Source organism: Bacillus sp. Marseille-Q3570, assembly GCF_946151055.1.
In the GTDB taxonomy this organism is placed as follows: domain Bacteria; phylum Bacillota; class Bacilli; order Bacillales; family Fictibacillaceae; genus Pseudalkalibacillus.
On record NZ_CAMGYZ010000013.1, the window covers coordinates 24,754 to 46,304 of the forward strand.

The following is a 21,551-nucleotide window of genomic DNA, read 5'->3' on the forward strand; positions in this document are numbered from 1 at the left end:
GGACAAGAGCAGGTGAAAAAGTGTGAGAGCTGTCTCGAAACAGTGCGTTACGGGACAGGAGCAGGTGAAAAAGTGTGAGAGCTGTCTCGAAACAGTGCGTTACGGGACAGGAGCAGGTGAAAAAGTGTGAGAGCTGTCTCGAAACAAGTCTTTACGGGACAAGAGCAGGTGAAAAAGTGTGAGAGCTGTCTCGAAACAAGTCTTTACGGGACAGGAGCAGGTGAAAAAGTGTGAGAGCTGCCTCGAAACAGTGCGTTACGGGACAGGAGCAAGAGAAAAAAGCGAGAAGCTGTCTCGAAACAGATTCATACGGGACAGGATAGCGAGAAAACAGCACAAGGCTGTCCGAACATGGAGCAACTTCGGAGAACAACACAGAAAACTGAATCGCCCGTGGAAATTTGCAAAACTCAATAGTAATTTTACAATCAAAACAAAATAAAAAAACGAGCAATCCAGTAAAGGATCACTCGTTTGATAATCAGATTTCCATGATGATCGGTAAAATCATCGGTCGACGTTTTGTCTTCTCATATAAGAAAGGAGCAAGTACGTCTGTGATTTCATTTTTGATCTCAGACCATTGTGTTGTTTTACGTTCCATCATGCCATTCAAGTGTTTGGATAAGATACCTTGAGCATCATTGATCAAGTCTTCTGATTCACGCATATATACGAAGCCGCGTGAAATGATATCTGGTCCAGAAACGATTTTGAACTCTTTCATGTTGATACTGACAACGACAACAACAAGACCTTCTTCAGAAAGAATTTTTCTATCGCGCAGAACGATATTTCCAATATCACCGATTCCATTTCCGTCAACGTAAACCGAACCGGATGGGATTTTACCAGCAATTGAAGCTTCATTTTCACTCAATGCAAGAACTTCACCATTATCCATGATGAAACAGTTCTTCTCTTCAACTTCACAATCGATCGCAAGTTTTGTATGCATCTTCAACATACGGAACTCACCATGGATCGGCATGAAGTATTTTGGTTTCATCAGACGTAGCATAAGTTTTTGTTCTTGTTGTCCGCCATGTCCTGAAGTATGGATGTCATTCAATGAACCAGCGATGACATTTGCACCTGCACGATGCAGTTGGTTGATGATACGACTTACACTTAACGTGTTTCCTGGGATAGGAGAAGAAGAGAAAACGACTGTATCTCCAGGAATGATTTGAATCTGACGATGAGTACCATTGGCGATTCTGGATAACGCTGCCATTGGCTCACCCTGGCTTCCTGTACAAAGGATCGTCACTTCGTTATCAGGAAGACGGTTGATCTGGTTCGCATCAATAAACGTATCTTTAGGAGCACGGATGTAGCCAAGCTCATGGCCGATCGAAATGGCAGAATCCATACTTCGTCCGAAAACAGCCACTTTACGGTTATGTTGAACAGACGCTTCAACAACTTGCTGTAACCGGTGAATGTTCGATGCGAAAGTCGCAAAAATGATCCGTCCATCTTCTTTTCGGAAAATATCCTGGATGCTTTCTCCGACACGGCTTTCTGACATTGTAAAACCAGGAACTTCACTGTTTGTACTGTCTGAAAGCAAACATAGAACACCTTCTTGGCCGATTTGAGCCATTTTGTTCAAGTTTGCTGCTTCTCCCACTGGTGTGAAATCAAACTTGAAATCCCCAGTGTGGACAATGTTCCCTGGTGGAGTTTTGACGACGATTCCATATGAATCAGGGATGGAATGAGTCGTTCTGAAAAACGTTACTGATGTTTTACGGAACTTGATGACGTCATCCTCCTGGATTTCATATAATTTTGCTCTGCGAAGAAGACCATGTTCTTCCAACTTGTTCTTGATCAAGCCTAGTGCAAGTTTACCGCCATAAATCGGTATATTGATTTGGCGTAGTAGATAAGGGATCCCGCCGATATGATCTTCGTGTCCGTGAGTAATGAATAATCCTTTGATCTTATCGACATTTTTGACGAGGTATGTGTAATCGGGAATGACATAGTCAATACCTAAAAGTTCGTCTTCAGGGAATTTGATTCCAGCGTCCACCAGAATGATTTCATCTTGAAACTGAATCCCATACGTGTTTTTACCAATTTCGTCGAGTCCGCCTAATGCGAACACTGCTGTTTGATGATTTTTTACGAATTTCATGTGTTATCTTGTCTCCAATTCAAAATCTTCAGATTGCTGTTCGTATTCCAAGTGTGATCCTGTCACTTCTTGAACAAATTCAATATTATAATTCCGATCAGCTAGGAATGAACGAACTGCTTGTACGGAGTCTGCTTCAACATAGAGGCTTTTCGTTTCTTCACGGACTGGTACCTCTTGAAGGTTCTCCTGATAAAATACTTTGTAAATCATGCTTAACTCTCCTTACCGTTTTCAATTAGAATCATCTTCGTATATTATAAATGAATTCTATCGGTTTTTCATGTTTTTTTGATTCGATTATGCAATTAGGGAGAAGGTGCCTATGTAAAAAGGTATCTGAATACATAAGATACCAAATTAATCTCATCAAAACAAATATTGAATTATCAAAGCATCGGTACACGTTGTTTCAAACCGAATAAGTCTTTCCATCTGTGTTTGATCTGATCCCTTAATTTTTTCATCCTAATCGATACCTCCTTACTGAAAAGATTATCCATAATAAACGTGAAAATTTTACGAGGCTTCTTCATGAGCAACTCATATCCAAATTTTCCATTGGTGGTGTTATACTTAGTATGGAAATCAGAGTAGTAAATTATCGAGGTAATTAGTGGTATAGGTTGGACAATGTATCATACTGGCTGCAAGAAAAGGTGAAAAAGATGAAATTATATGCTGCATTAATCACTTTAAGTTTAATTTGGGGAATGTCTTTCTATTTTATCAAGGTACTGGTGGAAGATCTTGGACCATGGGGCATCGTGTTCGTCAGATGTACGCTTGGGGCACTGACCTTGTTATTCATCATCCTTATCAAGAGAAAAGGTTTGTCCATAAAAGAACTACCATGGAAAGCCTTATTACTAGTTGGTTTGTTGAATGCACTACTGCCGTGGGGATTGATCGCGATCAGTGAAACCAGGATCTCGAGCAGTATGGCTTCGATTGTCAATGCTACTACACCAATCTGGACGAGTGTAATTGGTGTATTGTTGTTTTCGATAACGTTGAGATTCAAGCAATGGATGGGTGTTATTGTTGGATTCATCGGTATTTTGGTCTTGATTGATTTGAATGTGACACAGCTCATCAATGAAGATCTGATCGGAATGGGGACGATGATAGCTGCTACGCTTTGCTATGGTTATTGTTCGCAATTTACGAAGAGACATCTACAAGGTGTCAGTGTTATGATGATATCGTTGATCACTTTAATTACAGGTGCAATCGGAAGTTTGGTGATCATGGGTGTGACTGGATCCGTTTTCAGCTTTAAAGAAGTTGCATCTTGGAGTACATTTTTGGCAATGGTAGGGCTTGGGGTGTTCGGCTCAGGATTAGCATATTTATTATTTTACTATATGATACAAAAAGGAAGTGCAGAGTTTGCCACTTTCGTCACGTATCTTGTACCCATCACAGCGATGTTCTGGGGGTGGTTCCTCTTAGATGAACACATACCTGCACACGCGATCCTCGGCTTAGTATTGATTTTAGGTGGGGTGTATCTCTCGACAAGAAAGACTGTGAAAAACGAACCGCTTACAGCTAGTGCAATAAACAGCAAGAATAAAGGGGTATTGTATGACAAATAAAATTGTTTTTTTCGATATAGATGGAACTTTATTAGATCACCAAAAGAAAATTCCGGCAGGTACGATGCTAGCGATAAAAGAATTACAGGAGCGTAATGTACCTATTGCGATTGCAACAGGCAGGGCTCCATTCATGTTCCATTATTTGCTTGAAGAACTTGGAATCAATGGTTTTGTCAGCTTCAATGGACAATATGTTTCCTACGAAAACCAAAGCGTTTACGAAAATCCACTTGAGGAGACATTTTTACACGAATTGGTCATTCGTTCAAAGGAACATGATCATCCAATGGTATTCTTGAATACTGAAACAGGGAGAACGACACACAATGCTCACCCTCATGTCCAGAAATCCATGGATGATTTGAAACTTGTCCATCCCCAGCATGATCCGGAATTCTATAGAGGACGCAAAATTTTTCAGGCATTATTGTATTGTGAGACAGGAGAGAAAGAAAAACTATATCGTAATACGTATAATGATTTCAATTTCATCAGATGGCACCAGTATTCAATGGATGTATTGCCAAAAACGGGATCGAAGGCGATCGGGATCGAAAAAATGATTGCTCATCTCGGCTATCATCAAGAGGATGTCGTAGCATTCGGTGATGGTCTGAATGATCTTGAAATGCTCGAGTTCGCTGGCACCGGAATTGCGATGGGAAATAGTAAAGAACCTGCTAAACGAGTAGCGGACTTTGTAACGAAGGAAGTCGATGATGACGGAATTCGTCATGGATTGAAGAAAATAGGGCTAATTGGATAATGTGAGGTAAAAAGGCGGATCCGTTTCGGATCCGCCTTTTTCTCTTCGATAAGAATTTATCTGCCGATAGATATGCCATCCGGTCTTTCGAATGGGTCATTTTTGTTGATATGGTCATAGAACATTACACCGTTCAGATGGTCGATTTCATGTTGGAAAACGATTGATGGCAGACCTTTCAGTCGTAGTTCGATTTCTTCACCGTTAATATCTACGCCTTTTATTTTCACCTTAAAATACCTGGGTACGAAGCCAGGGACATCCCGGTCGACTGAAAGGCAACCTTCGCCACCTTCCAAATATGATTTTTGAACCGAATGGCTCATAATACGCGGATTGAATAAAGCATAATCATATAATTGACCATCCTCATCTTCAACTAAAACAGCAATCATCCGTTTACTTACTCCGATTTGGGGTGCAGCAAGACCGATACCAGGACGGAGGCTATATTTGGCACTCAGTTCAGGATCCTGGCTTTGCACTAGAAATTCGCGCATCTTCTGCAATGTATCTTTATCCTCTTCAGAAGGAGGTATGGCGACATTTTCAGCTCGTTTTCGAAGAATCGGATCGCCTTCTCTTACAACATCATTCATTGTCAACATAAATCAATTTCCACTCCTTAAGCTAACTGTCTCTTTTATAGAATTACGTTCGTTAAAGCACTGTTTTAATTTTAACACAACTTGCTTTTTGCACGTAAAGAAAGGGATGAATAATTTTGCTTTCGCAAGGGGGTGAATATCGCGGAAGCAACAATCAAAATATAAAGAAAACTTGGTAAAGCCAGGCCATAGGCGCGGGCTGAGCCATTAGTTGCGCTTATGCTTTCATAAAGTAACCAAAGTCTTTTTATAAGCCTCTTTTCTAAAAGATAGTTGCTTTTGAGTCATTTTTAAAAAATCACCTGGTGCAAGTTGATTGGAGAGCAAGGTGCAAGACTCCTCGAAAATAAAAATCGCATTTTCTTCGTGCGATGTAACGCTGCTGAAGCTTTCCTTGTCCTGCGAGCTCACCTTATGCCCCGAAAGCGAGCATCCTGGAATGGAAATCAACGACTTTTAAAGAAAACTTGGCGAGACCAAGCCTTTTGTAGGTCGAGCCTTAGTTGCCCTATACTGAAGAAAGTATTTTATACTTTCTTTAAGTGAAAGAGCAACAAAGTTTGCGAAAACAGCCTAAAGGGTTTTTTAAAAGAATATGTACCTATAGTCGAATCTGTTCTAAATCGATTGAACCAGACATAATGTACTAATAAGTTTGTCCGATATAATTTATCTTGTATAGGTTTCCAGAAACGTATATCATAAATAACTAGAGAGAGGGATAGGGGGAGCAATATTGTACATCAGGAAATTTTTATTTTTCATTTGTTTTTGTTTATTGATTGTGGTCGCTTCCGGTTGTACGATCGGTGAGTCGGCGTCTGAAAAAATCTATGACCATCTGGAGAAAACGGTCTCTTTGGAAGCTGGTTTTGCTGAAGTGCAAGAGCCGCTTATCGAAGCTGAACAGAAAGAACAACAACTATTCAATGAAATGCTTGGATTGAGCATGAAAGAAATAGATCAAATTCGCAAGATGGCTGATGAAGCTGCTGGCCTGGCAGATTCCAGAGAAGAATTAATCAACAAGGAAAAAGAAAGCATTGAAGCTGCATACGAAGAATTCAAATCAGTGAATAGTCTAGTGGACGAACTTGATGAAGAGCCGTTGAAGAAGCAAGCAGATACGCTGGTTAAAACGATGAAACAACGCTATGAAAGCTACAATGAGCTGAATAAGGTGTATGTGGAAGCACTCAACATGGATCGTGAATTATATGAAATGATGAAAAAGGAAGACCTGGCAATTGAAGACTTGAAATCATTTACGGAAGAACTCAATAAGAAATATGAGGAAGTCCTTGAATCTCAAGATACTTTCAATAATTTAACGGATCGATATAATGATGAGAAAAAGGCATTTTATAAAGAAGCAGGTTTCAGTACGTCAGAGGAAAAGAAATCTTAATCACAATAAGCAATATGTAATTAAATATATCATATATAAAAGCTGACCATTAGGATGGTCCGCTTTTTTTCTTTTTGGGTGGCATTTTATTTCTTTGAAATTAATTCTCTTTCCTCGGGTCGTATGGGGCGTTCATACGGCCAAACAAACGCGATCTTGCTCTTTGAATCGTCTTATGAAGCTCTCATACGGATAACAAAAATAGCGGAAGGTTAGCGATTAGTCATGAAGATGCTTGAACCAAACAAAGAGTTGTTTTTTCTGTGTTGGATTACACAAAAGGAATCAAACATTTTGTCGATACCGCCAGTTAATCTTGATGACTACAGGTTATGAAGGATGATTTCTTACTATAATTTTTCTTGGAGTTGTATTAATACAGATGGATGAACTATACTAATACAGTTTTGGTTTTTTTGTGAATTGGTGAGCACTGGAAATCACCAGTTAACTTAAGTTAAATCAATAAGATTGACGTATTTTCAATTTGTAGTGTACACTAGGAATTGTGTTGAGTTGTACTACTGTTAATTCTCCCTAAACTAGTACAGATTTCTGTCGGTTCGGACGGTGAAGTAGTTTGAGAGGATTGACGATTATTGAACCTTGAATAAGGGTAAAACATGATGTAGTCGTAATGTTAAAGCATAATGATACATCCAACAAATAGAAGAGAATTAGACATGCTTTATACCAAAAGTGGACAATCTAAGTATTGTGTATATAATTGTCTGGCTTTCGAATTTTGACACATCATATTAATTTTCAAGTATGAAAGGAAGAGGTGACCTTCATGGGTACAAAAACCCTAACACAAATCGAAGAGGAATTTGAAACATTCCAAATTCTGAATGAAGAAGGCGAAATCGTTAACGAGGATGCTATGCCTGACTTGTCAGACGAAGATTTACAAGAATTGATGACACGTATGGTGTATACAAGAATTTGGGACCAACGTGCGATTTCACTTAACAGACAAGGACGTCTTGGATTCTATGCACCAGTTGCGGGTCAAGAAGCGTCTATGCTTGGAAGCCAGTATGCACTGGATAAAGAAGACTTCATTCTTCCAGGTTATCGTGATGTTCCACAGATCGTGTATCACGGCCTGCCTTTATACCAGGCATTCTTGTTCTCGCGTGGACATTTCCAGGGGAACCAGATTCCAGAAGGTGTAAACGTGATTTCTCCGCAGATCATCATCGGCGCTCAAATCACACAAGCAGCTGGAGTCGCTTTAGGACTTAAGAAGCGTGGAAAGAAAAACATTGCCATCACTTATACTGGAGACGGTGGAGCTTCACAAGGTGACTTCTATGAAGGAGTCAACTTTGCAGGTGCGTACAACGCTCCAGCTGTATTTGTCGTTCAAAACAACCGTTTTGCGATTTCTGTTCCTGTTGAAAAGCAATCTGCTGCAAAAACAATTGCACAGAAGGCAGTTGCTGCGGGGATTCATGGGGTACAGGTTGACGGGATGGATGTACTTGCTGTTTATGCTGTAACCCAGCAAGCTCGCGAGCGTGCAGTAAATGAAGAAGGTCCGACATTGATCGAAACACTTACTTATCGTTACGGACCACATACAATGGCTGGGGACGACCCAACAAGATACCGTACAGAAGACATGGATAATGAATGGGAAAAGAAAGATCCATTAGTTCGTTTCCGTAAGTATCTTGAAAGCAAGGATCTATGGTCTGAAGAGAAAGAGAATGAAGTTGTTGACAAAGCAAAAGAAGACATTAAAGCTGCAATCAAAAAAGCAGACGAAGCACCGAAGCAAAAGGTGACTGATTTGATTGACATCATGTATGAAGAGCTTCCGAAAAATTTACAGGAGCAAATGGAAGAATATAAAGAAAAGGAGTCGAAGTAAGCGATGGCCCAAATGACGATGATTCAAGCGATCACTGATGCGATGCGCATTGAACTTAAAAATGATGAAAACGTTCTGGTCTTCGGTGAAGATGTCGGCCAAAATGGCGGCGTATTCCGTGCTACTGAAGGCCTGCAAAAAGAATTCGGGGAAGATCGCGTCTTTGATACCCCGCTTGCCGAGTCAGGGATTGGTGGTCTTTCAATTGGTTTAGCATTGCAAGGATACCGTCCTGTACCTGAAATCCAATTCTTCGGATTCGTATATGAAGTAATGGATGCTATTTCCGGACAAATGGCACGTTTGAGATACCGTTCAGGTGGTGTCTACAATGCACCAATTACAGTTCGTTCTCCTTTTGGTGGAGGCGTTAAAACACCAGAACTTCACGCAGACAGCTTAGAAGGACTTATGGCGCAGCAACCAGGATTGAAAGTCGTAATTCCATCAACTCCTTATGATGCAAAAGGACTTTTGATTTCGGCAATCCGTGACAATGATCCGGTCATTTTCTTAGAACATATGAAGCTATATCGTTCTTTCAGAGATGAAGTTCCTGAAGAAGAGTATACAGTTGAAATTGGAAAAGCAGATGTTAAGCGGGAAGGAAAAGACATCACGATCATTACTTATGGTGCAATGGTTCATTCTTCTCTTAAAGCTGCTGAAGAACTTGAAAAAGAAGATATCGAGGCAGAAGTGATCGACTTGCGTACAGTGAGTCCAATTGATGTAGACACGATCATTGAATCTGTAAACAAGACCGGCCGTGCTATAGTCGTACAAGAAGCACAAAAGCAAGCAGGTATAGCAGCGAGCGTTGTTGCCGAGATCAACGACAGAGCGATTCTTTCATTAGAAGCACCAGTACTGCGTGTTACAGCGCCAGATACTGTGTTCCCGTTCTCCGCAGCAGAAGATGTTTGGTTGCCTGATTATAAAGATATCATGGAAAAAGCGAAGCAAGTAATCAACTTTTAATAAGACAGAAGTAAACTCCAAACTGACTATATAGAAAACAAGGAGGCGAACCCTGTGGCGTTTGAATTTAAACTGCCTGATATCGGTGAAGGTATCCATGAAGGTGAAATCGTAAAATGGTTTGTCAAAAAAGGCGACGAAATCAAAGAAGATGATATTCTTCTTGAAGTACAAAACGATAAAGCAGTAGTAGAAATTCCTTCACCTGTTGATGGAACGGTAAACGATATTAAGGTTGACGAAGGAACAGTTGCGGTTGTTGGTGATGTACTTGTAACGATCGATGCTGAAGGTTATGAGGGCGACAGCGAAGAAACAGATGCTGAGCAACCAAAAGCGGATGAAGATAAGAAGCCTGAAGCAGATGAAGCGAAAAAAGAAGATGACAAAAAAGACGATAAGGAAGAAGAGTCGAAAGAAACAAAAGAAACGAAGAAAGAAGACTCTGATTCTGAAGATGACGATCCGACTAGCCGTGTTAAGGCGATGCCATCAGTTCGGAAGTATGCTCGTGAAAAAGACGTCAACATCAAGAAAGTAAGTGGTTCTGGCAAGAACGGTCGTATCCTTAAAGAAGATATCGATGCATATCTTGACGGTGGACAAGAAACTGCTGAAACTGAAGAACCAGCGAAAGAGGATCAACAAGCAGAAGAAAAAGCGAAGCCTGCTGCAGCAACTACAGAACAAGCAGAAACCCGCGAAAAGCTTAAAGGTATGAGAAAAGCGATTGCGAAAGCGATGGTCAACTCTAAGCATACAGCACCTCATGTTACACATATGGATGAGATTGTCGTTACAGATCTTGTCGCACATCGTAAGCAATTCAAAGAGCTTGCTTCTGAAAAAGGAATCAAACTCACTTACTTGCCTTATGTTGTCAAGGCGTTAGTGTCAGCACTTCGCGAATACCCGATTTTGAATGCTTCAATTGACGATGAAAATGAGGAAATTGTCCACAAGCATTACTATAATATCGGAATTGCTGCAGATACAGATGCGGGACTAGTCGTGCCTGTCATTAAAGACGCAGACCGAAAATCCATCTTCTCATTGTCCAATGAGATCAATGAACTTGCGAAGAAAGCTCGGGACGGTAAACTTTCTGGGGATGAAATGAAAGGCAGCACATGTACGATTTCCAACCTTGGTTCTGCTGGTGGACAATGGTTCACACCGATCATCAACCATCCAGACGCAGCAATACTTGGTGTCGGACGTATCCAAGAAAAGCCGGTTGTTGAAAATGGTGAGATCGTAGCAGCCCCTGTATTAGCGCTTTCAATCAGTTATGACCACCGCTTAGTCGATGGCGTTACTGCACAAAATGCGTTAAATCATGTCAAACGACTCTTGAACGACCCACAACTATTGATAATGGAGGCGTAAAAATGGTAGTAGGCGATTTTGCAGAAGAAATAGACACACTGGTCATTGGTTCAGGCCCGGGAGGATATGTCGCAGCAATCCGTGCTGCTCAAATGGGGCAAAAAGTGACGGTCGTTGAAAAAGGCGATATCGGCGGGGTTTGTCTCAATGTAGGTTGTATCCCATCTAAAGCGGTCATTCACGCAAGCCATAGATTCGAACATGCACAACATTCGGATGATATGGGAATTACTGCTGAAAATGTAAAGGTAGACATGGGGAAAGTCCAGGAATGGAAAGCCAGTATCGTTAAGAAATTGACTGGCGGAGTAGAAGGTCTTTTGAAAGGGAATAAAGTTGAAATCGTCAAAGGTGAGGCCTATTTCTCTGATACGAATACTGTGCGTGTAACGAAAGACGAATACACTTCACAAACGTATAAATTCAAAAATTGTATCCTGGCTACAGGTTCAAGCCCGATTGAGCTTCCATCGTTCAAGTGGAGCGACAGAGTCATCTCCTCAACTGGTGCTTTAGCATTGAATGAAGTACCGAAAAAGATGGTCGTCATCGGAGGAGGGTACATTGGAATTGAACTTGGTACAGCATACGCAAACCTTGGTACTGAAGTGACGATCCTTGAAGGCGGTAAAACGATCCTTCCAGGCTTCGAAAAGCAAATGAGCACGCTTGTTTCACGCCGTCTTAAGAAAAAAGGCGTTGAGATCATCACAAATGCGATGGCTAAAGGTGTTGAAGAGTCTAAAGATGGTGCCAAAGTCACTGCCGAAGTGAAAGGCGAAGAAAAATCCTTCGATGCAGATTATGTATTGGTAACTGTCGGACGTAAACCTAACACTGAAGAACTTGGTCTTGAGCAAATCGGTGTCAAGTTGGATGATAAAGGGCTTATCGAAGTGGACAAGCAATGTAAAACTACGGTAGATGGACTTTATGCCATCGGTGATATCGTTCCTGGTCCTGCTCTTGCTCACAAGGCATCTTATGAAGGTAAAGTAGCTGCAGAAGCTATTTCTGGTGAAGCAGCAGAAATCGATTATCTTGCAATTCCTGCAGTGGTCTTCAGTGACCCTGAACTTGCAAGTGTCGGGTATTCTGAAGCAGAAGCGAAGGATGCTGGATTTGACGTACAGGCATCAAAATTCCCATTCGGAGCAAATGGACGCGCATTGTCGTTGAATGATGCTGAAGGGTTCATGAAGCTCATCACTCGTAAAGAGGATGGTCTAGTCATCGGTGCGCAAATTGCAGGTCCTAATGCTTCTGATATGATTGCTGAGCTTGGTCTAGCAATTGAAGCTGGAATGACTGCCGAGGATATTGCATTGACGATCCATGCGCATCCAACACTTGGTGAAATCACGATGGAAGCAGCAGAAGTTGCTATCGGACTTCCTGTGCACATCGTAAAATAAAGCTGTAAAAAAACTGCTGGAGGGATCCAGCAGTTTTTTCATGGGGCTTGCTTGGCATGCTATACCCAAAAGAGTGTCATGATTTTTGTAAGGCTCATTGTTTTCAGGTCCTTCTAAACTAATGAAATAAGGCAATAAAAATAAGGCTGGCGTATGCCGGCCTTTATTTTGAATAAACCTTATCTAACTTTTTCTTGATTTCCTCAACTTGTTTCTTCCCCTCAAGTCTGACGATTTCATCTTTTCCATCAAAAACGATGACTGTTGGAAATTTGGACACATTGTAATAATCAGCGATCTGTTTATTCTTCTTCTTTATGACTCTGATGGAATTCAACATTTGCGGGTAGTCCTTTTGCAGTTCCAGTAGTGCATCATAATATATCTTTTCTTCTGTCTGGTTTGTTTTTGATGAAAATAGAATCGTATTGATTTCGTCTGTTTCCAAGTCAACAGGGAGATGTCCATATTCGGGTATGAATTGACAGCTGCTCAGTAATGCAATAATGGAAAGTAAGGGTATAGAAAGAAATCCAACTGATCGAACATTCATGGAGTTCACTTCTTTCTTTTTGTATTACAGTGTTGACGTGAAAGGAACATTTGACTTGATTTTATCATGAAAAACTGTCGAATTATGAATCGTAAATGAATTGTTACAGAATTGATAAGTAGCGGGAGGGGGATTTCAAGTCGTAATATGCTTGTAATCTACATATGATTAGTTATAGAAGTTGTCTTAGGGGGAGTGTCGATGTATACCATTTTAATTTTATCTTCAGTTCAAATGATCATATGGAGCATCTATGCACTCGTCACTTTTTTATCCCATCAAGATCCATCGATTTTTGAATATATATTATTCATCGTTTTTTGTTATTTTGGCTATTTATTTGGCGTTTATCTAAGAAGCCCGAAATTCTATTCATGCCTATCAAGCATACTAGGTGCCATGTCATTTCTCTTATTCCGGTATTTCATGATGCTTTTTTGAATAATAAATGAAGGCTGTTTTCGCAAATAAAAAATGACCTCAAAAGGATTATCTTCCTTGTCGAGGTCATTTTTCATAGTACTATTTATTTTTGAAATTCATTTTGTGATCTTCTTTCAGTGCTTTGACTGTTGCAAAAATGATAGCAATCATAATGAATGTGAACGGGAAGGCGGCTATGATCGATGCCGTCTGCAAGGCTTGTAATCCTCCAGAGTAAAGGAGTATTGCAGCAGATGCCGCTACCACACCACCCCAGATGAATTTGATATAATTCGATGGATTCAAGCTTCCGTTCGTGGTCTGCATTCCAAGTACAAATGTAGCAGAGTCAGCTGATGTAATAAAGAATGTACTGATCAGGAGTATTGCGATAATCGACATGATCCCACCAAGAGGGAATTGTTCAAACAATGCGAATAACGCAACCTCTGTACCACTGTCAGTCATTACCTGATACAAGCCTGTGCTTTCCATCCGATCCTTAAATACCGCTGATCCCCCGAACACCGAGAACCAGAGTGCTCCGAAAATAGTCGGTACCAATAGAACACCGAGTACGAATTCACGGATTGTACGTCCCTTTGATACGCGGGCGATGAACATACCGACAAAAGGTGCCCACGCGATCCACCATGCCCAATAGAAAACCGTCCAAGCTTGAGTCCAATCTTGTGTAGTCTCACTATATGGCCCAAGCCTGAAACTCATGCTAGGCAAGTTTTGCAAATAGGATCCAATTGTTTGGGTGAATACATCCATGATGAAATTCGTAGGACCTGCAAATAGGAGGAAGAACATAAGTCCAATTGCAAGTACGATATTGATGTTACTTAAGTATTTGATTCCTTTGTTCAGGCCAGTTGACGCAGAAAGGATGAATAAAAAGGTAACAATCACAATAATTATCAGTTGAGTACCTTTAGTGTTTGCGATGCCTTCAAATACGTAAGAGAGACCTCCACTTATTTGTGCAGCACCGAATCCAAGCGATGTAGCAACTCCAAACACAGTAGCAAAAACAGCGATTACGTCAATCAAGATTCCAATTGGACCATTTACACGATCTCCGAGAAGTGGTCTGAAAATAGCGCTTATTAATCCTGGTGCACCTTTACGGAATTTAAAATAAGCTAGTGCCAATCCGACTACCGTATAAATACCCCAAGGATGCAAGCCCCAGTGGAACATCGCGTATCTTAGGGAAGCATTTGCAGATTGTACAGTCTCTCCATTCCCTGATGGAGGATCATAATAATGGAACAGCGGTTCAGCAACACCCCAAAATACAAGGCCGATTCACATTCCGGCACTAAATAGCATTGCAAACCATGTAATGACGTTGTAGTCAGGTTCGTCTTCGTCTTTTCCTAATTTGATTTTACCGTATTTACTGAAAATCAAATAGATTGAAAAGATCAAGAATCCTGTAGCGGATAACAGATAGAACCAGCCGAATTTGACTTGAAGGAAATTCTGGATGGCTCCAGTGGCACTCTGTAATCCTTTTGGAGACAATACGCCCCATGCGATGAAAAATACTGAGATGATGAGTGAGATGATAAAGACTTTGGTGAATTTTTTCATTAATTTTCTCCTTTCGTAAAGTTTTATGACACGTTTTACATTCTACTAATAAACCCATTTTCATTTCAAGGATTTTGTAGTCTAATAATCCTAGCCCAATAATTCCTATACCCTATTTTTTACTTAGATAACCGATTTAATTCCTATTTTAGGCGTTTCGACTCTTTGATTACATATATAGACAATTTATACTAAATAAAGGACAAAAAGAGATAAAATGGGGGAGAGACATCATGAAGAAAGCATTGATAGGTTTATTGATTTTATTATTGGCAGGTTGTGCCGCAGAGACGACTGCAGAAAATGATCAGGATGGAATCGACGGAGGAAATCGGAATACAGGTGAAGAAACGGAGCAACCCGAAGCCGATGTAAGTGATGAGGATAAAGAGCAGGATGGAAACGATGACGAAGATGTAAACCAGGATTCTGAAGATGAACCTGTTGATGTTCCTGCGATTACATATACCGTACATCCCGCCAACTGGACGTTGAAGACTGAAGCAGAGACCGATGAAAAAGTAGTTTTATTGACGATTGATGATGCCCCGGATAAGCATGCATTAGAGATGGCACAAAAACTGAAGGACCTGGATGTTCCAGCTATTTTCTTCGTCAACGGCCACTTTATGGATACAGATGATGAGAAAAACATTGTAAAAAAGATTTACGAAATGGGATTTGAAATCGGAAACCACACGATGTCCCATGCAAATCTCAAAAATAGCAGCGAAGAAAAGCAAAGAAATGAAATCATCACTTTATCCGAGGAAATTGAAGCAGTGACTGGAACAGCGCCACGTTTTTTCAGAGCGCCATTTGGAATCAATACTGATTTTTCAAAGAAATTGATAGAAGAACAAGGGATGCTTTTCATGAACTGGACCTATGGGTATGATTGGGAGAAAGAGTACCAGAGCGGGGAAGGAATTGCTGATATCATGGTCAACACTCCATTGCTGACAGATGGGGCAATTCTTCTGATGCACGACCGGGACTGGACGAACGAAGCCCTTGTGGATATCGTTAAAGGGTTGCAAGCAAAAGGATACACCTTCGTACATCCAGAGCAAATTGTAGAGTGAACGTGTGAGACCTGTAGACCTGCAGCGGGGCTATTTATGCGGCTTCGCTTACAGGTCTTTTTTGCTAAATTACAAAATTGTAGTTTGATTTTAAAAGGTTAAGTGGCATAATGTGAATTAAAGTAAGCATGGCAAAGGCATACCTTTGGCGCTGGATGAGGCTTAGTTGTCCTAATACTGAAGCACGTATTATTTTACTTTAAATACAAACCATTACGCACTCAGAATACTAGTCTGAAGGCGTGTTAACCCGGATTTTATCTTCACCACAAAAAAGGACAACCAATTTGGTCATCCTTTTGGTATTTCCTCGATCATCGTTTGTAGTAATACATGATTCTTCCGTTAAACAGATGTAGCTCGCCATCTAATTTTTTAGCAAGGAATTTACTGAATTCATTCGCTTTGCCTTTGTCCCCGTGGGTAGCCCCTTCAGGTAATACGATTTGTATGTATGTATACTCCGAGCCTTCATCATCATTCCCTGCTCCCACCAGCATATAATGATATGCTGAAGTGTTTCCTTTCAAAAAATAATACGTTCCGCTGCCGTTTTTCCGTTGTTCAATTGAGTAGGGGAAAGCTGCTGAGCCATACTCCCAATTTAATTGTTCACCTGTTTTATTGGTGATTTCAATATAATAGTGAATCAGCTTTTCAATTTCTTCTAAAGTGATCGTCTGTTGTTTTGATTTAGCAACAAGCTTTACATAAGCACTACTGGACACTATCTTTCACTCCTGTCAGGCACGCCTAAATTTATAATCAATTTTATCATTCAATGAGAAAAAATGACAGACCGTGTCACGAAGAATTGCGAATTTTCACTATCACCTTATTTCGATGTTCCTTAAAACTTTTATAAGACAGGATTTACAACTAAAAAAAGTAATTTAAAAAGATTGTCGAATAAGTTGTGTTTTCTTAGAGGAGTCAGTATAATTAATTATAATATTCAAAAAAATTCAAAAGGAGGGCGTGGTATGGAATTCTTTGACAAACTCTACGATGAAGACGAAACGGTTAAAGTGAGGTTTGTTGGATTTACCACGGAACATGTACGTTACGATTTCGGAATCGTCTATACCAACATGTTCTTCGGGAAACCGCTCGTCGTTTGCATGCAGACCGGGCGCTCGACTTTGATGGATGCCGCTGACCTCAGGAACACGGAAAATATTCAAAAAGCCTTCAAAATTCAATCAAAGAAAGAAGCGGAAGAGCTTTTGACTTTCTTTGAAGAAGCACTCCCTTACTCTCCGATTGCAGAACAATATGATTGAATAATCGATTAACCAGGATTGACCAGAAACGGAACTAGCCGTTATCATGGTTGATCCTTTTTCATTTTGGAAAAAGCAAAAATAACTTTGTTCAACCATGACCGCTTGACCCAATATTCTTTACTTTAAGGTCTTTTCTAAAAGATTGTTGCTTTTGAGTCATTTTAAAAATCCTTGTGCAAGTGGATTGGAGATCAAGGTGCGGGACTCCTACGAAAATGAAAATCGCATTTTCTTCGTGCGATGTAACGCTGCCGAAGCGTTCCTTGTCCAGCGGGATCAGCGTGCCTACTACCTGAATAATCTCCTCGCAAGGCATGCGACGAGGAAGCTCGCTTCGACAGGACTTTCTTGTAGACAGGAGCACAAATGCTTCCTTGAAAAGGAGACTCCTGAGGTCGCAAGGCGACGAGTGATGCGAGTATCCTGGAGCGGAAGTCAACGCCTTTTAAAGAAAACTTGGCGAGACCAAGCCTTTTGTAGGTCGAGCCTTAGTTGCCCTTATACTAAAGAAAGTATTTTATACTTTCTTTAAGTGCAAGAGCAACAACGTTTGCGAAAACAGCCTTCCTTTAAGATATACTATTTCCTGTTTCAGAACTTTAAAAATGTGGCTCTTCTCAAGTGTAGCTTTCTCTCGTTGCATTTTGGAATAAATATGCATATAAATATTTAATGTGACATACAATTTAGCCTTGACATTCTATATGTGACATCATATTATGGATGTAACGAATAAATAAAGCGCTTACAAAAGCGAAGGGAGAGGAAAGAACGATGGGAACAGTAGTATGTGTAAATTGCAACACGACCATTGAACATTATGAATTTGAAAAGGTAACCACGTTGTATTCCAATTGTCCTGATTGCAAAAATAAAAAAAGACATGGTAAAAAGACTGCATAACATAAATGAGAAAACGAAAGAGGCTGATACCCTTACGGCGGGTAGTCAGCCTCTTTTGATATTTCAGTACTGGTTTATTTGATCGGTTTATGTTCTTTGATTACCCGAATTGTTTTCAACGTTTCGTCCTCAGGTCCTTGCACAGGTAATCCAGCATCGATGTTCTCGAAGATATAGTCGATATTTTCCTGAGTGATGATTTCACCAGGGATGAAGATCGGAATACCAGGAGGATATATCATAACAAATTCAGCAATGATCCTGCCTGTTGATTCTTCAAAAGGAATGCTTTCTGTATCTGCATAAAAAGCATCACGTGGTGATAGGGATAATACAGGAATACCAGGAACACTTACCGGCACAGCTTTTGTAACAGTTTTGTCGGAAGTTGTGTGCATGCTTGCTAATTCTGTCAAAGCGCTGATCAGCCTTTGTACTTCTTCTTCACGGTCTCCAGCAGTGATGATACAGAGGATGTTGTACAAGTCTGAAAGCTCGACCTCTATATTGTGCTGTTCTCGTAGCCAAACCTCTACATCGTAACCGGAAATATTCAGCTCCTTTACAGATATGATCAGTTTTGTCGGATCATAATCATACGTTGCAGGAGTGCCTAAAATCTCTTTCCCGACACAATATAAGTTTGGGATCTCATTGATTTGTTTACGAGCAGTCTCGGCTAAATGGATTGAATGTTCAGCTAACTCGTACCCTTGAGTAGCCAACCTTTTACGAGCTACATCCAGTGATGCAAGTAAGATATATGAAGTTGAAGTTGTCGTCATCATACTTAGAATTGATTGGACGCTCTCTGGAGAAACCAGATTTCCTCTTACATTCAATATCGAACTTTGGGTCATGGAGCCGCCTAATTTGTGAACACTTGTCGCAGCCATATCCGCACCTGCTTGCATTGCAGACAATGGTAATTTGTCATGGAAGTGAATATGCACGCCATGCGCTTCGTCTACTAGAACAGGAATATCATAAGTATGAGCAAGCTCTACGATTTCTTTTAAATCCGCACTGATACCGAAGTAGGTAGGGTTGATGACGAACAATCCCTTTGCATCAGGATTTTGGGAAAGTGCCTTTTTGACTGATTCAGTTGTAATTCCATGAGATATCCCTAAGTTCGGATCGATATCAGGATGGATGAAGACTGGAACAGCCCCGGAAAAAATGATCGCTGACATGACGGATTTATGCACATTCCTTGGGACAAGAATTTTATCTCCTGGATGACAAACAGCGAGAATCATCGTCATGATGGCGCCGCTCGTTCCTTGTACTGAAAAGAATGTATGGTCCGCGTCGAATGCTTCTGCAGCAAGCTGTTGCGCTTCTTTAATCATGCCATGGGGATGATGGAGGTCATCCAATGGGCCGATATTGATCAAATCGATTGATAATGCGTTTTCACCGATGAAATCCCGGAATTCAGGGTCCATCCCGCGGCCTTTCTTATGGCCTGGTATATGGAATTGAATCGGATTCCGTTTGGCGTGATTCATGAGCCCGGTAAAAAGCGGTGTTTCATATTGAGACAATCATTACACCTCATTCAATGTATTTGTTAAACCTTAATGTTGATTAGAATTGAAATCAGCGGCGCACCGAAGGGAACAGCGCCTAGGGAGAATCGCCAGCTGAAAGCGGTGACTTTCACGAGAATCAACACTAAGCTTTTATTATATTTCAAGCTGAATCGCTTGTTATGCTAAACTTATATAAAACAAAGAAAAGTATATCAAATCCACAGACGCTTGCAAGCTATTTTTTTCTGAAAATCCATGAACTGCTAAACATTCATGTCTACAGTTTAACAATTATTATGGCTCTGTCATATGTTTGTTGATTTAGAGGGGAATTTACGACACTCCGGCGGGAACATCGAGCAAGGGGAGGCCGCAGCAATGTTACAGTTAACGGACATCAGAGCCCTTATTTGTGACAAATTCGCTGCTTCCGAAACCTTAACGGACACCACAGCCGTTATTTGTGAACAAAGCAGCTGATTTCTTATTTGATTTGGGAAATAAGGTCCCTGGTGTCCGTTAGGTTTGAAAAACACCATTCTTTTAGTCAAATAAGGTCTCCTGTGTCCGTTAACGTGTTCGTTAAACTTGGTTTCAGCGAGGATAGAGTGCTCACAGGAAGTGAGGTCCAATTCAGCGACCAATCACATGGATCACTTCAAACTTTCATCCACAGACTCCTCGTCAATCTTCCAATGTTGCGTCACTAAACAGGTCACTTCCGCTTTTCGTTTGCCCGTGGGAAGGGAGTGAATTTCGTGGAAAATCAACACTAAAACGAATAGTGCCATTATTTTATTCAATCCGTTGGGGTGATTTTGTGAATTGGGAAACTCGTGTAACCGAATTATTAGGAATCAAGTATCCGATCATTCAAGGAGGTCTTGCTTATCTAGCGTATTCTGAGTTAGCTGCAGCAGTCTCAAATGCAGGGGGACTAGGTCAAATAACTGCCATGTCTTTAACAACACCCGATCAATTGAAAACTGAAATTCGAAAAGTAAAAGAAAAGACGACTCAACCATTTGGGGTGAATTATGCCATCGGGCAACACGGTCGGCCATTTGAAGATATGCTCCAAGTTTCGATTGATGAGCAGGTTCCCGTCATTTCGATGACTGGTGGTAATCCGAGTCCAGTTTTCAAGCAACTGGAAGGGGTGAATGTGAAAAAACTTGTCCTTGTAGCTGCGAAAAGGCAAGCAGTCAAAGCCGAGCAGTTAGGTGCCGACGCAGTGATGGTTGTTGGTCAAGAAGGTGGCGGTCATATCGGAAAAGATGATATAAGTACTATGGTTCTGACACCTCAAGTAGTTGATGAAATATCCATACCTGTCATTGCTTCTGGAGGAATCGGTGATGGTAGAGGACTGATGGCAGCATTGTCATTAGGGGCGGAAGGCATAGAGATGGGTACCCGATTCATTGCAACAAAAGAATGTACGCATGCCCATCAGAACTATAAAGAAGCAATACTCTCCGGTACGGAAACTGACACTTCCATTATTAAAAAGTCGTTGGGAGCCCCGGGGAGGGTGATTCGGAATGGATGGACTGATCAGATCTTATCGATTGAAAAAGTGGAACCGACATATGAAGCGATCAGCACTTATATTTCAGGTAAAGCAAATCAAGCATTTGCAAATAAAGGAGTGTTGGACCAAGGCTTTGGGTGGGCAGGTCAAGTTATGGGAAGGATTAATGATATCCCATCAGTGGAAGAACTTTTCACAAGAATGATAACCGAAGCAGAAGAAATACGAAACAAATGGTCATGACAAAGATGTCGCATAGATTGTTGTTTTAGCGCAAGGGCGATCGAAGTTCATTATCACTCCAAGATCCTTCATTCGTTTATGGGATCTGCTTAGCGCTATTCTGCAGGAGTCTCGCATATTTCCAATTTCATAACCACTTATTAACTTTCCTTGAAGACTCCCATTAGAAACAACCAGTCAAT

General features: G+C 40.8%; 18 protein-coding genes and 1 pseudogene. 12 read left to right on the forward strand and 7 right to left on the reverse strand.

The window, feature by feature from the left end; genetic code table 11:
• Window positions 1–481: 481 nt before the first annotated feature.
• The gene (gene rnjA, locus N8M93_RS17065; RefSeq protein WP_261133821.1) at window positions 482–2,149 is read right to left on the reverse strand and encodes a ribonuclease J1; all 1,668 of its coding nucleotides are present in this window, start codon (window positions 2,147–2,149) and stop codon (window positions 482–484) included.
• Window positions 2,150–2,152: 3 nt separating this feature from the next.
• On the reverse strand, window positions 2,153–2,362 hold the full coding sequence (locus tag N8M93_RS17070; protein WP_261133822.1) for a DNA-dependent RNA polymerase subunit epsilon: 210 nt from the start codon (window positions 2,360–2,362) through the stop codon (window positions 2,153–2,155).
• 455 nt (window positions 2,363–2,817) lie between these two features.
• Here N8M93_RS17070 and N8M93_RS17075 point away from each other — a divergent pair, with 455 nt between their 5' ends.
• Together N8M93_RS17075 and N8M93_RS17080 are read left to right on the forward strand one after the other, a co-directional pair.
• The gene (locus tag N8M93_RS17075) at window positions 2,818–3,750 is read left to right on the forward strand and encodes a DMT family transporter (RefSeq protein WP_261133823.1); all 933 of its coding nucleotides are present in this window, start codon (window positions 2,818–2,820) and stop codon (window positions 3,748–3,750) included.
• A complete protein-coding gene (locus tag N8M93_RS17080) occupies window positions 3,740–4,519 on the forward strand; it encodes a Cof-type HAD-IIB family hydrolase (RefSeq protein ID WP_261133824.1) in 780 nt (259 codons plus the stop codon). Before N8M93_RS17075 ends, N8M93_RS17080 begins: the two co-directional genes overlap by 11 nt.
• 56 nt (window positions 4,520–4,575) lie before the next feature.
• Here the strand turns inward: N8M93_RS17080 and def are convergent, their stop codons facing one another.
• A complete protein-coding gene (gene def, locus N8M93_RS17085) occupies window positions 4,576–5,127 on the reverse strand; it encodes a peptide deformylase (RefSeq protein WP_261133825.1) in 552 nt (183 codons plus the stop codon).
• A 736-nt stretch (window positions 5,128–5,863) separates the two neighbouring features.
• Between def and N8M93_RS17090 the strand changes: the two genes are divergently transcribed.
• From N8M93_RS17090 to lpdA, 5 genes are all read left to right on the forward strand, one after another.
• Window positions 5,864–6,535, forward strand: coding sequence for a YkyA family protein (locus N8M93_RS17090; RefSeq protein ID WP_261133827.1), 672 nt, complete (start codon window positions 5,864–5,866; stop codon window positions 6,533–6,535).
• A 793-nt stretch (window positions 6,536–7,328) separates the two neighbouring features.
• Window positions 7,329–8,414 carry a pyruvate dehydrogenase (acetyl-transferring) E1 component subunit alpha gene (pdhA, locus tag N8M93_RS17095; protein ID WP_261133828.1) on the forward strand — a complete coding sequence of 362 codons (1,086 nt, stop codon included), beginning with the start codon at window positions 7,329–7,331 and terminating at the stop codon, window positions 8,412–8,414.
• A gap of 3 nt (window positions 8,415–8,417) precedes the next feature.
• Window positions 8,418–9,395, forward strand: a complete 978-nt coding sequence (locus N8M93_RS17100) for an alpha-ketoacid dehydrogenase subunit beta (RefSeq protein ID WP_261133829.1) — start codon at window positions 8,418–8,420, stop codon at window positions 9,393–9,395.
• Between the two features lie 54 nt (window positions 9,396–9,449).
• Window positions 9,450–10,784: a dihydrolipoamide acetyltransferase family protein gene (locus tag N8M93_RS17105; RefSeq protein WP_261133830.1), complete on the forward strand. Its 1,335-nt coding sequence runs from the start codon at window positions 9,450–9,452 to the stop codon at window positions 10,782–10,784.
• A 2-nt stretch (window positions 10,785–10,786) separates the two neighbouring features.
• The gene (gene lpdA / locus N8M93_RS17110; protein WP_261133831.1) at window positions 10,787–12,199 is read left to right on the forward strand and encodes a dihydrolipoyl dehydrogenase; all 1,413 of its coding nucleotides are present in this window, start codon (window positions 10,787–10,789) and stop codon (window positions 12,197–12,199) included.
• A gap of 163 nt (window positions 12,200–12,362) precedes the next feature.
• Here the strand turns inward: lpdA and N8M93_RS17115 are convergent, their stop codons facing one another.
• Window positions 12,363–12,752, reverse strand: coding sequence for a thioredoxin family protein (locus N8M93_RS17115; RefSeq protein ID WP_261133832.1), 390 nt, complete (start codon window positions 12,750–12,752; stop codon window positions 12,363–12,365).
• A gap of 201 nt (window positions 12,753–12,953) precedes the next feature.
• Here N8M93_RS17115 and N8M93_RS17120 point away from each other — a divergent pair, with 201 nt between their 5' ends.
• On the forward strand, window positions 12,954–13,193 hold the full coding sequence (locus tag N8M93_RS17120; RefSeq protein ID WP_261133833.1) for a hypothetical protein: 240 nt from the start codon (window positions 12,954–12,956) through the stop codon (window positions 13,191–13,193).
• 81 nt (window positions 13,194–13,274) lie between these two features.
• Here N8M93_RS17120 and N8M93_RS17125 read toward each other — a convergent pair.
• Window positions 13,275–14,780 (reverse strand): annotated as a pseudogene (locus N8M93_RS17125) (BCCT family transporter).
• A 233-nt stretch (window positions 14,781–15,013) separates the two neighbouring features.
• Here N8M93_RS17125 and N8M93_RS17130 point away from each other — a divergent pair.
• A complete protein-coding gene (locus N8M93_RS17130; protein WP_261133834.1) occupies window positions 15,014–15,865 on the forward strand; it encodes a polysaccharide deacetylase family protein in 852 nt (283 codons plus the stop codon).
• A 314-nt stretch (window positions 15,866–16,179) separates the two neighbouring features.
• Here the strand turns inward: N8M93_RS17130 and N8M93_RS17135 are convergent, their stop codons facing one another.
• Window positions 16,180–16,593 carry a DUF1885 family protein gene (locus N8M93_RS17135; RefSeq protein ID WP_261133835.1) on the reverse strand — a complete coding sequence of 138 codons (414 nt, stop codon included), beginning with the start codon at window positions 16,591–16,593 and terminating at the stop codon, window positions 16,180–16,182.
• 255 nt (window positions 16,594–16,848) lie between these two features.
• Here N8M93_RS17135 and N8M93_RS17140 point away from each other — a divergent pair, with 255 nt between their 5' ends.
• Entirely contained in the window at window positions 16,849–17,148 is a 300-nt protein-coding gene (locus tag N8M93_RS17140; RefSeq protein ID WP_261133836.1) for a DUF3055 domain-containing protein, read from the forward strand.
• Between the two features lie 777 nt (window positions 17,149–17,925).
• Complete coding sequence (locus N8M93_RS17145) at window positions 17,926–18,054, forward strand: GapA-binding peptide SR1P (RefSeq protein WP_261133837.1); 129 nt, start codon at window positions 17,926–17,928, stop codon at window positions 18,052–18,054.
• A 74-nt stretch (window positions 18,055–18,128) separates the two neighbouring features.
• Here N8M93_RS17145 and N8M93_RS17150 read toward each other — a convergent pair whose 3' ends face one another.
• Complete coding sequence (locus N8M93_RS17150) at window positions 18,129–19,604, reverse strand: aminotransferase class I/II-fold pyridoxal phosphate-dependent enzyme (protein ID WP_261133838.1); 1,476 nt, start codon at window positions 19,602–19,604, stop codon at window positions 18,129–18,131.
• 808 nt (window positions 19,605–20,412) lie between these two features.
• On the opposite strand from N8M93_RS17150, the gene N8M93_RS17155 reads away from it, so the two are divergent.
• Window positions 20,413–21,369, forward strand: coding sequence for a nitronate monooxygenase family protein (locus N8M93_RS17155; protein WP_261133839.1), 957 nt, complete (start codon window positions 20,413–20,415; stop codon window positions 21,367–21,369).
• Window positions 21,370–21,551: the final 182 nt, after the last annotated feature.

Excerpts from the sequence above, each read along its gene's own strand:
- lpdA (WP_261133831.1), top strand. The coding sequence starts at position 10,787 with ATGGTAGTAGGCGATTTTGCAGAAGAAATAGACACACTGGTCATTGGT.
- N8M93_RS17075 (WP_261133823.1), top strand. The coding sequence starts at position 2,818 with ATGAAATTATATGCTGCATTAATCACTTTAAGTTTAATTTGGGGAATG.
- N8M93_RS17080 (WP_261133824.1), top strand. The coding sequence starts at position 3,740 with ATGACAAATAAAATTGTTTTTTTCGATATAGATGGAACTTTATTAGAT.
- N8M93_RS17070 (WP_261133822.1), bottom strand. The coding sequence starts at position 2,362 with ATGATTTACAAAGTATTTTATCAGGAGAACCTTCAAGAGGTACCAGTC.
- pdhA (WP_261133828.1), top strand. The coding sequence starts at position 7,329 with ATGGGTACAAAAACCCTAACACAAATCGAAGAGGAATTTGAAACATTC.
- N8M93_RS17130 (WP_261133834.1), top strand. The coding sequence starts at position 15,014 with ATGAAGAAAGCATTGATAGGTTTATTGATTTTATTATTGGCAGGTTGT.
- N8M93_RS17145 (WP_261133837.1), top strand. The coding sequence starts at position 17,926 with ATGGGAACAGTAGTATGTGTAAATTGCAACACGACCATTGAACATTAT.
- N8M93_RS17115 (WP_261133832.1), bottom strand. The coding sequence starts at position 12,752 with ATGAATGTTCGATCAGTTGGATTTCTTTCTATACCCTTACTTTCCATT.
- def (WP_261133825.1), bottom strand. The coding sequence starts at position 5,127 with ATGTTGACAATGAATGATGTTGTAAGAGAAGGCGATCCGATTCTTCGA.
- N8M93_RS17120 (WP_261133833.1), top strand. The coding sequence starts at position 12,954 with ATGTATACCATTTTAATTTTATCTTCAGTTCAAATGATCATATGGAGC.
- N8M93_RS17100 (WP_261133829.1), top strand. The coding sequence starts at position 8,418 with ATGGCCCAAATGACGATGATTCAAGCGATCACTGATGCGATGCGCATT.
- rnjA (WP_261133821.1), bottom strand. The coding sequence starts at position 2,149 with ATGAAATTCGTAAAAAATCATCAAACAGCAGTGTTCGCATTAGGCGGA.
- N8M93_RS17140 (WP_261133836.1), top strand. The coding sequence starts at position 16,849 with ATGGAATTCTTTGACAAACTCTACGATGAAGACGAAACGGTTAAAGTG.